This window comes from Pseudoxanthomonas kaohsiungensis, from assembly GCF_010211765.1.
Lineage (GTDB): Bacteria > Pseudomonadota > Gammaproteobacteria > Xanthomonadales > Xanthomonadaceae > Pseudoxanthomonas > Pseudoxanthomonas kaohsiungensis.
In genome coordinates, this window is the sequence record NZ_PDWO01000001.1 from 399,841 (window position 1) to 413,514 (window position 13,674).

The 13,674-nt window shown below is 73.1% G+C and carries 9 protein-coding genes, 1 tRNA gene and 1 pseudogene; 7 read left to right on the top strand and 4 right to left on the bottom strand.

Annotated elements, in window-relative coordinates:
- Positions 1-9: 9 nt before the first annotated feature.
- Positions 10-1,869: a formylglycine-generating enzyme family protein gene (locus CSC66_RS01825; protein ID WP_238394208.1), complete on the bottom strand. Its 1,860-nt coding sequence runs from the start codon at positions 1,867-1,869 to the stop codon at positions 10-12.
- Positions 1,870-1,959: 90 nt separating this feature from the next.
- Between CSC66_RS01825 and rnd the strand changes: the two genes are divergently transcribed.
- The 3 genes and pseudogenes from rnd to CSC66_RS01840 form a co-directional block, all read left to right on the top strand.
- Positions 1,960-3,054: a ribonuclease D gene (gene rnd, locus CSC66_RS01830; RefSeq protein ID WP_162375638.1), complete on the top strand. Its 1,095-nt coding sequence runs from the start codon at positions 1,960-1,962 to the stop codon at positions 3,052-3,054.
- A 35-nt stretch (positions 3,055-3,089) separates the two neighbouring features.
- Positions 3,090-3,165, top strand: a tRNA-Ala gene (locus CSC66_RS01835).
- 106 nt (positions 3,166-3,271) lie between these two features.
- Positions 3,272-4,321: pseudogene (locus CSC66_RS01840) on the top strand (SGNH/GDSL hydrolase family protein); the annotation flags it as partial.
- A gap of 71 nt (positions 4,322-4,392) precedes the next feature.
- On the opposite strand, the gene CSC66_RS17535 reads toward CSC66_RS01840, so the two are convergent.
- The 3 genes from CSC66_RS17535 to CSC66_RS01855 all read right to left on the bottom strand — a co-directional run bounded on the left by CSC66_RS17535 (position 4,393) and on the right by CSC66_RS01855 (position 9,365).
- Positions 4,393-5,106 carry a phosphatase PAP2 family protein gene (locus CSC66_RS17535; protein ID WP_162375642.1) on the bottom strand — a complete coding sequence of 238 codons (714 nt, stop codon included), beginning with the start codon at positions 5,104-5,106 and terminating at the stop codon, positions 4,393-4,395.
- Entirely contained in the window at positions 5,087-6,355 is a 1,269-nt protein-coding gene (gene ispG / locus CSC66_RS01850; RefSeq protein WP_162375644.1) for a flavodoxin-dependent (E)-4-hydroxy-3-methylbut-2-enyl-diphosphate synthase, read from the bottom strand. Before ispG ends, CSC66_RS17535 begins: the two co-directional genes overlap by 20 nt.
- A gap of 106 nt (positions 6,356-6,461) precedes the next feature.
- The gene (locus CSC66_RS01855; protein WP_162375645.1) at positions 6,462-9,365 is read right to left on the bottom strand and encodes a bifunctional diguanylate cyclase/phosphodiesterase; all 2,904 of its coding nucleotides are present in this window, start codon (positions 9,363-9,365) and stop codon (positions 6,462-6,464) included.
- A 192-nt stretch (positions 9,366-9,557) separates the two neighbouring features.
- Here CSC66_RS01855 and CSC66_RS01860 point away from each other — a divergent pair, with 192 nt between their 5' ends.
- The 4 genes from CSC66_RS01860 to CSC66_RS01875 are packed head-to-tail and all read left to right on the top strand — an operon-like array spanning position 9,558 to position 13,653.
- Positions 9,558-10,115, top strand: a complete 558-nt coding sequence (locus tag CSC66_RS01860; protein ID WP_162375647.1) for an RNA polymerase sigma factor — start codon at positions 9,558-9,560, stop codon at positions 10,113-10,115.
- Positions 10,112-11,227, top strand: coding sequence for a hypothetical protein (locus CSC66_RS01865; RefSeq protein WP_162375649.1), 1,116 nt, complete (start codon positions 10,112-10,114; stop codon positions 11,225-11,227). The genes CSC66_RS01860 and CSC66_RS01865 overlap by 4 nt, the downstream gene beginning before the upstream one ends.
- A gap of 45 nt (positions 11,228-11,272) precedes the next feature.
- Complete coding sequence (locus tag CSC66_RS01870) at positions 11,273-11,875, top strand: IMPACT family protein (protein ID WP_162375651.1); 603 nt, start codon at positions 11,273-11,275, stop codon at positions 11,873-11,875.
- The gene (locus CSC66_RS01875; protein ID WP_162375653.1) at positions 11,875-13,653 is read left to right on the top strand and encodes an ABC transporter transmembrane domain-containing protein; all 1,779 of its coding nucleotides are present in this window, start codon (positions 11,875-11,877) and stop codon (positions 13,651-13,653) included. The genes CSC66_RS01870 and CSC66_RS01875 overlap by 1 nt, the downstream gene beginning before the upstream one ends.
- Positions 13,654-13,674: the final 21 nt, after the last annotated feature.

Sequence of the window (13,674 nt, forward strand, 5' to 3'; positions counted from 1 at the left end):
CTCCTTCTGTCAGATGCCGCGCACCAGGCGGAAGCCGATGCGCGCGTTGGTCATGTCCGAGTCCATCGAGGCCCGCCAGGCCGAGCGCGTCTGTTCCGGCGAACCGGACCAGACGCCGCCGCGGATCACCCGCGACCGGCAGCCGGGATTGAACCAGGCCGCACCATCGGCCGGCGCCCGCCGGTAGCTGGCGTGCCAGCAGTCGGCGACCCATTCGCTGACATTGCCGGCCAGGTCGTGAAGGCCCCATGCATTGGCCTGGAAGCGCCCGACCGGCGCCGGCCCCCAGTAGCCGTCACCGAAGCCGATGAAGGCGTTGTTCCAGGTCCGGCCGCTGGGTGAAACGTCGTTGCCGCCGGCGAAGTTGCCCGAGCCTGCCGGCGGCACGGCCGCGTCCCCCCAGGGGAAGCGGCCCTGGCTGCCGGCACGCAGTGCGTATTCGAACTCCGCCTCGCTGGGCAGGCGGTAGTGGCGGCCGGTCTGCTCCGACAGCCACGCCGCATAGGCCTCGGCGTCGCGCACGCTCACGTGCAGTACCGGATCGTCCGGGTCGGCCGGGCGGCCGTCGTAGCCTGATCGCCAGTCCGCGCCACTGCGCCGGGCGAAGTTGCCGCTGCGCTCGTCGTAGACGATCGAGTTGCCGCGGCGGGTGGCACGCGGCCGCGCGCCCGCCTGGGCGACGAAGCGACCGAACTCGGCCACGGTCACCTCGGTCAGCGACATCGAGAAGCCGCGGTCGAAGCGCACGTAATGCGCCGGCCGCTCGGCGTCGCTGGCGCCGGGCTCGGTGTCCAGCGCGCCCATCCGGAACGCACCGTGCGGCACCACCACCATCTGCGGCCCGCGGCTGCCGTCGCGCAAGGCGTCGGTGAAGACCTGGCCTGGGCGGAAGGCGCCGTAATGCGTGGCCAGGTCGATCCGCTGGCGAAGCTGCGCGGCGACCGGATCACCGTGTGCGGCGATCTGCAGGATCTCGGCCAGGCGCGCACGCGCGTCGCGCAGGCCGTCGCCGCGGACCAGGTCATGCAGCGCGGCGTCGCGCAGCGCCAGGATGCGCGCATTGCGCGCGGCCTCGAGCCGGGCACGGGCATCGGCCACCGCGCCGGCCTCGTCCTCGCGCACCGCCTGTGCGTGGCCGAGCCAGCGCTCGGCGCCGCCGAAGTCCAGGCTTGCCGTGGCCTGCTCGGCCCGGCCGATCGCCGCGCTCTCGACCGCGGCCCGTCCCTGCAGCGCCCGCGGATCGTTCGGCCGCAGCGCCAGCGCGTCGCGGAAATAGGCCAGCGCGCCGTTGCCCTGTTCGCCCAGGCGGCCGGCGCGCAGGTCTTCGTCGCCGGCGCGAACGAGCGCCGACAGGCGCCGGGCGGCATCGACGTCGCGTTGCAGTTGCTGCACCTGCGGATCCTCCGGTGCCAGCACGCGTGCCACCGCGGCCAGTTGTTCGCTGCGGGCCAGCGCCTGGGGATCGGTCGCCGACCCGGCCAGGGCATCACCGGCCTCGGCCAGCACCCGCGCGCGCGCGCGCTCCAGGCCACGGCGCGCCGCCCGGTCGTCCGCATCGGCCTGCAGCAGCGCCAGGTAGATCGGCACTGCCGCATCGGCGTCCTCGAACAGGCGCCCGTCCTCGAGCGCCTGCGCCGCCTGGTCGCGCCAGAGACGACGGTCGCGTTCGCCGAGGGCGACCGCCGGCGGCCTCCAGACCCCGACCACCGCAAGGCTTTCGTCACCACTGACCGTGACGCTCGGGCGCTCCACGCCCGCCTCCGCCGCCTGCTCGGCGGGCAGCGGAGCGGCTGCCTGGGGCGCGCGACTGCAGGCGCAGGCCGCCAGCAGCAGGCCCGTCCACAACAGCAGCTGCCCACTCGCGCGCAAGGCCCCTCCCTTCCGTTCCGGCCGCCGACGGCGGTTTGACGTTAGGCTATCGCAGCCCACGCAGGCAAACGAACGCCAACCGGAACCGACGTGTCAGAACCCCTCTGGATCGACCAGCCCGCCGAGCTCCTGCGCCGGCTGGAAAGCGCCCCGCCCCGCATCGGGCTGGATACCGAATTCATCCGCGAACGCACCTACTGGCCGCGACTGGCGCTGGTCCAGATGGCGGTGGGAGCGGAAATCCTGCTGGTCGATCCGCTGGTGCCGGACATGCCCGCCGCCATCGCCGCCTGGCTCGATGCGCCCGGCGTGCTCAAGGTCATGCACAGTGCCAGCGAGGACCTCATCGCGTTCAAGTGCGCCTGCGACACCCTGCCACGGCCGATGTACGACACCCAGGTCGCCGCCGCGCTGGCCGGCATCGGCAGCGGGCTCGGCTACCAGAAGCTGGTCGGCCAGGTGGCCGGCATCACGCTGCCCAAGGGCGAAACCCGCTCGGACTGGTTGCGCCGCCCGCTCAGCGCGGCCCAGCTGGAGTACGCTGCCGACGACGTGCGCCACCTCGACGCGCTGTACGCGGCCACCATCGAGCGCCTGGACGCGCTCGGCCGCAGCCGATGGCTGGCCGAAGACATGGAGCGCACCTTGGCCAACGCGGCGCGCGAGGAAGGCGAAGCCTGGCCGCACCTGTCGCTGCGCGCCGCGCAGTTCCTGGACGGGGACGGGCAGCGGCGCCTGCTGCGGCTGCTGCGCTGGCGCGACCGCTACGCGCGCGAGCAGGACCACCCGCGCAGCTGGGTGCTCGACAACGAACTGGCGGTCCTGCTGGCGCGCGACCCGCCCGCCGACGGCGACGCCCTGAAGCGCCAGCTGGACGCCACCCCGAAATCGCCCCGACGCCTGGCCGACGCGATCTGGCAGGCGCTGGTCACCCCGCTGCCCGACGAGGCGGCGATGCCGGCGCCGGCGCCGGAGGCGGACCGCAACGCGATCAAGCGCCTGCAGGATGCCGTCGCCCGCCGCAGTGCGGAGCTGGGCCTGCCCGATGGCGTGCTCGCCTCCCGCCGCTACCTGGAGGCGCTGCTGGAAGGCGGACAGTGGCCACCGGCGCTGCAGGGCTGGCGGCGCCACGAGCTGGAACCCGCACTGGCCCCCCTGTTGGCACCCAAGGCCGGTGCAGGCTAGAATTCCCGCCTCGCACAGGTGTCCTGTCGCACCGTGGGGCCATAGCTCAGCTGGGAGAGCGCGTCGTTCGCAATGACGAGGTCGGGAGTTCGATCCTCCCTGGCTCCACCATATTTCCAAAGCCCCGCTCCGGCGGGGCTTTTTCATTCCTGCCCGCAATGGACCGCTGCCGCACGCCGGCTGGCTAAGATCGGGGTCCCCTTCCGCGAACATGCAGATGCGACCGCACGCCTTCCTCCTGCTCCTGGCCGCCTCCGGCATCCTGCCGGCCGCGGCCGCGCCCGCCACGGTCGCGCGCCTGGCGGCGCTGCCCGATGGCGCCACGCCCACGCCTGCGGTACACAGCGGCCGCACCGTCGCCAGGGAAGGCGGCATGCTGGCCTACCAGTGGCCCGGGTTGTACTTCGAAACCCGCTTCGAAGGCCGGCGGCTCGATTTCGCCACCGGCCCGGGCGAGGTGATCCTGCACCTACGGGTCGATGGCGCGCCGGTGGCGACGCTGGAACGCCCGGAGCCGGGCGCTTACCGCATCGACGGACTCGACGATGGGCCGCACGAAGTGCGGATCGAGGTGGCGACCGAAAGCCAGGCCGGGCCCAACCGCTTCGACGGCTTCTTCCTGCCGCCCGGCAGCCGCGCCCTGCCGGTGCCGGCGCGCGCGCGCCGGATCGAATTCATCGGCGACTCGCACACCGTGGGCTACGGCAACCTGTCGACCCAGCGCGAATGCAGCGAGGCACAGGTATGGGCCAGCACCGACAACACCCGCGCCTTCGGTCCCCGGGTCGCACGGCACTACGACGCCGACTACCGGGTGAACGCGATCTCCGGCCGCGGCGTCGTGCGCAACTACGGCGGCGGGCCCGGCGACACCCTGCCGCAGGCCTGGCCGTGGCGGCTGTTGGACCATGGCACGGCCGACACCGGCGGCGACGGATGGCAGCCGCAGGTGGTGGTCATCGCCCTGGGCACCAACGATTTCTCCACGCCGTTGCGGCCCGGCGAGCGCTGGCCGGACCGGCCCGCGCTGCACGCCGACTACCAGCGCGCCTATGTCGCCTTCGTGCGTTCCCTGCGCTCGCGCTACCCCGGCGCGCACTTCGTGCTGTGGGCCACCGACCGGGCCGAAGGCGAGATCCGCGAACAGGTCGAGCGCGTGGTCGCCCGCCTGCACGAGGGCGGAGAGCGGGCGGTCAGCTTCCTGCCGGTGGCCGGCCTGGACATGGGCGGCTGCCACTGGCATCCCTCGCTGGCCGACCACGCGCGCATCGCCGATGCGCTGGTCCGGCACCTGGACGCGCTTGCGGTCGGCTGGCCGCGGTCGCCGCACCCCACCGCTCAGGACGACGGCAGCGTCCAGCGTGACGCATCGCCCCACGGCCGCCGCTGGCGGAACAGCACCAGGTACACACCGGCCGTCCACGCCAGTCCCGCCGCCCAGCCGGCGAGCACGTCGGACGGGTAATGCACGCCCAGGTACAGCCGGGACAGGCCGACCAGGCCGGTGAACGCCAGCGCCAGGACCAGCACCGGCCAGCGCCAGCGCGTGCCCCAGGCCAGCAGGACGACGACCGCGGCCAGGGTCATCGAGCCCATCGCATGGCCGCTGGGGAAGCTGAAGCTGCTCTCCGGCGCGATGGATTCCCACAGCGATGGCCGGTCGCGGCGGAAGAACGCCTTGGTCCCCAGGTTGAGCAGGCCGGATCCGGCCAGGGCGACGATCGCGAAGCTGGCCTCGCGCCAGCGCCGCGCCACCAGCAGCGCCAGGCACAGCGCGATGTCGGCGGGGATCACGCCCCAGGCATAGCCGACGCGGCTGACAAAGACGAAGAACGCATCCAGCCGGGGGCCGGCCCGTTGCTGGAGCCACAGCAGCAGCGCATCGTCGAGGACCATCGCCTCCAGCTCGTGGACCTCGTCGGCCAGTTCGGCGAACACCCACAGCGGCAACAGCAGGCCGACGAACAGCAGCCCCAGCAGGGCCAGGTTGCCGCGCAGCACCGCCGCCAGCGACGACAGGCGCGAGAGCGGCTCAGCCGGCTTTCCGGGCATACCGGCTTTCGACGTACTCGTCGATCAGGGCCACGAATTCGGTGGCGATGTTCTCGCCCTTGAGCGTGACCTTCTTTTCGCCGTCGATGAACACCGGCGCCGACGGCGCCTCGCCGGTGCCCGGCAGGGAGATGCCGATGTCGGCGTGGCGCGACTCGCCCGGGCCGTTGACCACGCAGCCCATCACCGCCAGCGACAGGTTCTCCGCGCCGGGGTGCGAGATGCGCCATTCCGGCATCTTCGCCCGCACGTGTTCCTGCACCGTCTTGGCCAGTTCCTGGAAGAACGTGCTGGTGGTACGGCCACAGCCCGGGCAGGCGGTGACCATCGGCGTGAACGCGCGCTGCCCGGTGGTCTGCAGCAGTTCCTGCGCCACCACCACCTCGGCGGTGCGCGACTGGCCGGGCTCGGGCGTGAGCGAGATGCGGATGGTGTCGCCGATGCCCTCCTGCAGCAGCACCGACAGCGCCGCCGCCGAGGCGACGATGCCCTTGCTGCCGATGCCGGCCTCGGTCAGGCCCAGGTGCAGCGCAAAGTCGCTGCGCGCGGCCAGGTCGCGGTAGACCGCGATCAGTTCCTGCACGCCGCTGACCTTGCAGCTGAGCACGATGCGCTCGGCCGGCAGGCCCAGTTCCACGGCGCGGTCGGCCGACTCCAGCGCCGACAGGATCAGCGCTTCGCGCAGCACGCGGCCGGCATCCCACGGTTCGGCGCGGGCATGGTTCTCGTCCATCAGCCGCGCCGCCAGGGCCTGGTCCAGCGAGCCCCAGTTGGCGCCGATCCGGACCGGCTTGCCGTACTCGATCGCCTTCTCGATGATCGAGGCGAACTGGGTGTCCTTCTTCTTGCCGAAGCCGACGTTGCCGGGATTGATCCGGTACTTGGCCAGCGCCTCGGCACACGCCGGCTCGCCGGCCAGCAGCTGGTGGCCGTTGTAGTGGAAGTCGCCGATCAAGGGCACGTCCACGCCCATCATCAGCAGCTTCTCGCGGATGCGCGGGATCGCGGCGGCCGCCTCGGGCGTGTTCACCGTCAGCCGCACCATCTCCGAACCGGCCCGCCACAGCTCGGCGACCTGCCTGACCGACCCGGTCACGTCGGCCGTGTCGGTATTGGTCATCGACTGGACCACCACCGGCGCGCCGCCGCCGACGGCGACGCCGCCGATCATGACCTGGCGGGTGGGACGGCGCGGCCAGGGCGCGGCCGAGGCGGGAGGCGTGGGTCGGGTGATGGCGTCGTGCTGCATGCACGCATTCTAGACGGGCCGCGGCAACGACGCCCCAACCGTGTGCGCGCCGGCGGCCGGCCGCCCCCGCACGCGCGGACGCCGCGGCGGGCCGGCGCCCGCCGGCTCAGGACAGCCGTCGGGCCGCCGGGCGCCCGAGCAGGAAGCCCTGCCCGCAATTGCACCCCAGTTCCAGCAAGGTGTCGCGCTGGGCGTCGGTCTCCACGCCCTCGCCCACCGTCTCGATGCCCAGGGTCCCGGCCAGGGCCAGGATCGCGCGCACCAGGGCCAGGCTTTCCTGGCGCCCGCCGTCCTCGTCCAGCCCGGCCACGAAACTGCGGTCGATCTTCAGTCCGGAGATCGGGAAGCGGTGCAGGTAGGACAGCGCCGAGAAACCGGTGCCGAAATCGTCCAGCTGCGCCTGCACGCCGTGTTCGCGCAGGGTGTTGAGGATGCGCAGCGTGCGCGGCGCGTCGTCCAGCAGCGCGACCTCGGTGATCTCCACCCGCAGCCGTGCCGGGTCGGCATCGGCCGATTCGAGCAGGCCCAGCAGGCGGTCGGCGAAATCCGGCGAGCGGAAATGGCGCGGCGAGACGTTCACCGATACGTAGCCGTTGCCGCCGCGGGCCAGCTCGCCGATGACCTGCTCGTACAGCAGCCAGTCGACCTGCTCGATCAGCCCGCTCTCCTCGCCCAGGGCGATGAACGCGGCCGGCGCCAGCAGGCCGCGGCGCTCGTGCTGCCAGCGCAGCAGCGCCTCGTGGCCGATCACCTCGCCGTCCTCCAGGCGCACGATCGGCTGGTAGTACGGCAGGAAGTCGCGGCTGATGATCGCCCGGCGCAGGTCCGCTTCCAGGTCCAGGCTGCGCACCGCCTGCTCGCGCATGTCCTCGTCGAAGATCGCGTAGCGGTCGCGGCCTTCGTTCTTGGCCCGGTACATGGCCGCGTCCGCGTCGCGCAGCAGCTCCTCGCCGGTGTTGTAGCGCGGGTGCCAGAGAGCAATGCCCATGCTCGCCGACGGGAACAGCTCGCGCCCGGCCACCCACAGCGGCCGACCGATCAGCGCCAGCAGCCGCGGCGCCAGGTCGCGCACGCTGTCGCCGCCGTCCGGGCAGCTGACCAGGATCGCGAACTCGTCGCCGCCCAGGCGCGCGACCACGTCCTCGGCGCGCATCGCGGAAACAATGCGCTTGGCCACCTCGACCAGCAGCTCGTCGCCGGCGGCGTGGCCGATGCTGTCGTTGACCAGCTTGAAGCGGTCCAGGTCCAGGAACAGCACCGCGAACGGCATGCCATCGCCGAACTGCGCCCGCTCGATCGCGCTGGCCATGCAGTCGAGCAGGTAGGCGCGGTTGGGCAGCCCGGTGAGGGTGTCGTGCAGGGCCTGGTGGGTCAGCCGCTCCTCCGCGCGCATGCGCTCGCCGATCTGCGCCACCAGCTGCTCGTTGGCCTCCTCCAGCTCGGTAGTGCGCTCGATGACGCGCCGCTCCAGCTCGGCGTGGGCCGCGCGCAGGCGCTCCTGCGAACGCTGCCGGGCCAGGCCGTTGCTGATGTTGTGGGCGACGAAGGTCAGCAGGCGCTGGTCGTCGGCGCTGAACCGGATGTCGGCCGTGTAGCTCTGCACTGCCAGGACCCCGACCACCTCGCCGTCGCGGTGCAGCGGCACGCCCAGCCAGCTCCAGGCCTGGATCCCGTACTCGTGGATCTCGCCGGCGGCGGCGAGGCGGTCGATGTCGCAGCGGTCGGCGAGCAGGGCTTCGCGGATGCGCAGCACGTACTCGGTCAGGCCGTTGCTGAGCCGCCGTGCGGGCCGGTGGTCGCCCTTCTCGTCGACCGAGTAGACGAACTCGATCGACTGCTGGTCGTCGCTGAGCAGGGCGATGTAGAAGTTGCGCGCGTAGATGAGCTCGTCCACCGCCGCGTGCACCTTGGCGTAGTACTGCTCCAGCGACTCTGAGCTCATCGCCATCTCGGTGATGCGGAACAGCGCGTGCTGCAGGCGCTCGGCGCGCTGCCGCTCGACCACCTCCTCCTGCAGTTCGCGGTTGGCGTGCTGCAGCTCGACCGTGCGCTCGTGCACGCGGCGCTCGAGCTCGACCTGCGCCTGGCGGCGGTCCAGCGTGGTGAGCACGTGCTGCGCCACGTAGCCCAGCAGTGCGCGGTCCTCGTCGGTGTAACTGGCCGGGCGGTCGTAGCTCTGCACCACGATCGCGCCGCAGACCTGTTCGCCGCGCTTCATCGGCACGCCCAGCCAGTCCTGGCTGTCCGGCCCCTGGATCGCGCTGTACTCGACCTGCAGCTTCCGCCGGATCAGGTTGGACGGCCCGCGCAGCGCGCGCCCGTGGCGCAGCAGGGCGAAGGTCAGGCTGTGCGGCATGTCCGACTCGGTCCACTCGTGGTCCGGGTCCGGCTGGTAGTCGTCGGCCTCGTCGGCGAAGTAGATGAAGCGCAGCGACTCGCGCTCCTCGTCGTAGGTGACGATGTAGCAGTTGGGCGCGTACATCAGCGAGCCGATGATGGCGTGCAGCCGGTGCAGCATCTCGCCCATCTCGACCTCGGCGCTGGCCAGCTCGGCGATCTCGTACAGCGCCTGCTGCAACTGCCGCGACTTCTCCAGCGCTTCCATCCGCGCCTGCGCGCGGGTGGCCTCGAGCGCCGATTCCAGCAGCGTCCGCGCCGTCGCCAGCCAGGCCTCGCGCGCGGCCGGATCGAAGGGACCGCCGAGCCGCGCCACCAGCGACAGTCGCGCATCCTCGGCGTCGTGCCAGGCCAGCGAGAGCGTGTCCGGCTCGTTGCCCAGCGATCCCGCCTCGACCAGCGCCAGCTCGAGCCGCCGCGCCGGGCCGGCCTGCATCACCGGCTCCATCAGGAAATGGCTGCCCAGGGTGGCGTCGCGCCAGCCCACCGCCAGCTGCGCCGTCGCCGGCAGCAGCGCACGCAGCGCCACCACCGCGCGCTCCAGCGGCGTGCGCGGACCGGCTGCCGCGATTGGCGCCTGCGGTGCGCTCTCAACTGTGCCTGCTGGACTCATGCATCCCCGACGGCCACCCCACGGCGCCAGCATAGCGCGGCGGCGCGACGGCCTGCGTCCAATAACCCCGGCAGGTCCGCCCGGACGTTGGTCGAAGGCATGACCCCGCCCCACGCCCGGGCCCACGCCCGCCCGACCCGGACCCGACGCCGCCCGCTTGCGTCGCCCGCCGCGGCCCGTAGTCTGTCGGCCATGGAACAGCCCGTGGCCGCCACCACCGATGACGCGCTGATGCTCGCCTGGGCAGCCGGCGACGCCTCGGCGTTCGAGGTCCTCTACGGCCGCCACCGCGGCCCCCTGTTCCGCTTCCTGCTGGCCCAGCTTCGCGACCGGCCGCTGGCCGAGGAGCTCTACCAGGACGTGTGGCAGCGTGTGATCGCCGCCCGTGCCACCTGGCGGCCGGAGGCCGCGTTCGCGACCTGGCTCTACCGGATCGCCCACAACCGGCTCAACGACCACTGGCGCGCGCAGCGCCACCGTCCGCCGGCACCACTGGACGCCGAACTGCGCACCGCCGCCCTGGCCGACCCCGAGCATCCCGGTTCGGTGGCCGAGCAGCACGAGCAGCGGCAGCGGTTGCAGCAGGCCCTGGACGAGTTGCCCGACGAGCAGCGCGAGGCCGTGCTCCTGCGCCTGCAACAGGAGCTGAGCCTGGAAGAGATCGGCCGGATCACGGGCGTCGGCCGGGAAACCGTCAAATCGCGGCTGCGCTACGCGCTGGACAAGCTGCGCGCGAGGCTGAATCCATGAACCCACGCCACGACCCCCTCGACCACGAAGAGCGCGCGCTGGCGCGCCTGCTGCCCGGCGACGATGCCGTCGCACCGGATGCGGCAGTGGACGCGCGCATTCTCGCCGCCGCGCGCGAATCGCTCGGCGTGCCGCCGCCGGCCGCCGGCCGCGCGCCGCACCGGTCCGGCGCCGCGCGGCGGCCACGCCGTGGCTGGCCGGTGGCGCTGGGACTGGCGGCCTCGGTGACGCTGGCGGTCGGAGTCGCCTGGCAGTTGCGCGAGCCGCCCCTGCCCGCCATCGCGCCGGCGACCGCCCCGTCGGCGAAGCCAGCCGGCGATGCTGCGCAGGCGCCGGTCGCCCGGGCGCCAGCGCCTGCCGCCACCGCGCCTGCCATGGCGGCAACCGACGCCGAAGCCGGCCCTGCCCCTGCGGAACACGATGCAGCGGTCGCCGCTGCAGGCGCGCGGACGACGCAACGCCAGGAGAAGGCAGGGCGCCAGGCCGAGGCATCGGCCACTGCGGCAGTGGCCGAAGCCGGCGCCGACGCCCACTCCGAAGACACGCAGGCCGCCACGGCCGCCGCGATGCAACGCCCCGCACAGCGCCAGGAAAAGGCCGGCCGCCAGGCCGAGGCGCTGGCCGCGAGCGAAGCCGAACGGGCACGTGCGCACCAGGCGGCCACGGCTGCCGCCGTGCAGCGTTCGACCCAGCGCACCGAGAAAGCCGCCCGCCAGGCGATGGCGCCGCCGCCGCCGCCGCCCGCACCGATAGCCGAGCCGCGTGCCACCGCCGTCTCCCAGCAACCCTCGCCGCCCGCCCCGCCGGCACCGGTCTCCGTCCGTGCCGCGCCGGCGCCCGCGGCGGCGGGCGCCCGTCCGGACGAACATGGCGGCGGATTCGCTCCCGACCCGCCGGTGGCCGTCGCGGCCGAGGCGGGCGACCTGTCGATCACCGCAGCGGCGAACGTGGTCGACGACGATGCACGCCTGCCGCCATCGCAGTGGCTGCAGCGCATCCGCGAACGCAGCGGCCGCGGCGAGACCGCACTGGCGCGCGCGAGCCTGGCGCGTTTCCTCGAGGTCCATCCGCAGGAACCGGTGCCGGCGGACCTGCGGCCCCTGCTGCCCTGATCCGCTCCCGGGGCCGGCCGGGCGTGCCGGTACAATGCGCGCGGAATGACCGACACCCTCGCCGCCCCGGCCACCCACGCGCTCGAAGTCCGGCACAGCCGCTTCCTTGCCCATGCCGCCCCGGTCGACGCCCCCGCCGCGGCGATGGCGTTCATCGCACGCGCGTCCGAGCCGGAGGCGACCCATAACTGCTGGGCCTGGCGGATCGGCCAGGAGTACCGCTCCAGCGACGACGGCGAGCCGGCCGGCACCGGTGGCCGGCCGATCCTGGCCGCGATCGATGGCCAGGGCTGCGACCGCGTCGCCGTGGTGGTTACCCGCTGGTACGGCGGGATCAAGCTCGGCGCCGGCGGCCTGGTCCGCGCCTATGGTGGAACCGCTGCCGAATGCCTGCGCCTGGCCGAACGCCGCCCGCTGGTGGCGATGGCCGCGCTCGAGCTGGCCTGCGCGTTCGAGGACCTGGGCGCGGTCCATGTCGCCCTGGCGGCGCATGCGGCGGAAAAAACCGGCGAGCGGTTCGAGGCCGATGGCGCCCACCTGTCGCTGAGCCTGCCCGCCGCCAGGGTCGAGGCCCTGCAGGCGCGCCTGCGCGATGCGACCCGCGACCGGGTCCGCTTCACCACCCCTGTTTCCGTGGAGATCCACTGATGGACCAGCCCGCTGCCGAGGTCACCGGCGAACGCGAAGGACGCCTGCGCCGGCTGGGCAGCCTGCGCACGCTATGGCCGTTCGTGCGTCGCCACCGCGGCCTGTTCTTCGCCTGGCTGCTGGCGCTGGCGGTGTCCTCCTCGGCCACGCTCAGCCTGCCGGTGGCGGTGCGCTACATGATCGACCACGGCTTCGGCGGCGGCAGCCAGATCAACCTGGCCTTCGGCCTGCTGTTCGTGGTGGCGGTGGTCCTGGCGGCAGCCACGGCGGCGCGGTTCTTCTTCGTGTCACTGCTGGGCGAAAAGGTCGTCGCCGACCTGCGCGGCCAGCTCTACGCGCACCTGATCGGCCTCGACCCGGCCTTCCACGACCGCAGCCGCAGCGGCGAGCTGGTCTCGCGGCTGTCGGCCGACAGCGAACTGCTGCGCAGCGTGATCGGCACGACCATGTCGGTGGCCCTGCGCAGCAGCGTCACCGTGGTCGGCAGCCTGGTCATGTTGTTCGTGACCAGCCCGCACCTGGCGGCTTACTCGCTGGTCGGGATCCCGCTATCGGTGCTGCCGATCGTGCTGGGCGCGCGGCGCCTGGAGAAGGCATCGCGCGCCAGCCAGGACCGGGTGGCCGATGCCAACGCCCTGGCCGCCGAGACCCTGGGCGCCGTGCGCACGGTCCAGGCGTACGCACGCGAACCCTACGAACAGGCGCGCTTCGGCAAGGCGCTGGAGGTGGCCGTGGCGACCGCGCGTCGCCGCATCGGTGCGCAGGCGGCGGTCACCGCCGCGGCGATCGTGCTGGTGTTCGGTGCGATCGTGCTGGTGCTGTGGTCCGGTGCGCACCAGGTGATCGACGGCACGATGAGCGCCGGCACGCTGGGCCAGTTCGTGCTCTATGCCCTGATCGGCGGTGGCTCGGTCGGCGCGCTGGCCGAGGTCTGGAACGAACTGCAGCGCGCCGCCGGCGGCATGGGTCGGATCTCCGAGCTGCTGCACGAGCAGCCGCAGGTGGCCGCACCGGCGCGGCCGGTCGCGCTGCCGGCGCCGCTGCGCGGCGAGATCCGCTTCGAAGAGGTGGTGTTCCACTATCCGGAACGTCCCGATGCCGCGGCATTGAACGGGTTCGACCTGCACGTGCGCCCCGGCGAGACGGTGGCCCTGGTCGGTCCCTCCGGGGCCGGCAAGAGCACCGTGCTGTCGCTGCTGCTGCGCTTCCACGACCCGCAGTCGGGCAGCGTGCGGCTCGATGGCATCGACCTGCGCGACACCGATCCGGCCTGCGTCCGCGCCCGCGTGGCGCTGGTGCCGCAGCAACCGGTGCTGTTCGCCGCCAGCGCGATGGACAACATCCGCTATGGCCGGCTCGAGGCCAGCGACGCGGAGGTGCGCGCCGCCGCACGCGCGGCCGAGGCCGACGGCTTCCTCGAGGCGCTGCCGCAGGGATACGCCAGCGAGCTGGGCGAGCGCGGCTCGCGCCTGTCCGGCGGCCAGCAGCAGCGCGTGGCGATCGCCCGGGCGCTGCTGAAGGACGCGCCGGTGCTGCTGCTGGACGAGGCGACCAGCGCGCTGGACGCGCAGAGCGAACGCGCGGTCCAGCACGCGCTGGAGAACCTGATGCGCGGCCGCACCACCCTGGTGGTGGCCCATCGCCTGGCGACCGTGCTGCGGGCGGACCGGATCGTGGTGATGGACCAGGGCCGGATCATCGCCGAAGGCACCCACGAGCAACTGCTCGCGCAGGGCGGCCTGTACGCGGAGCTGGCGCGGCTGCAGTTCCTGGATTGAGGCGGGGGCAGCCGGGCAAGC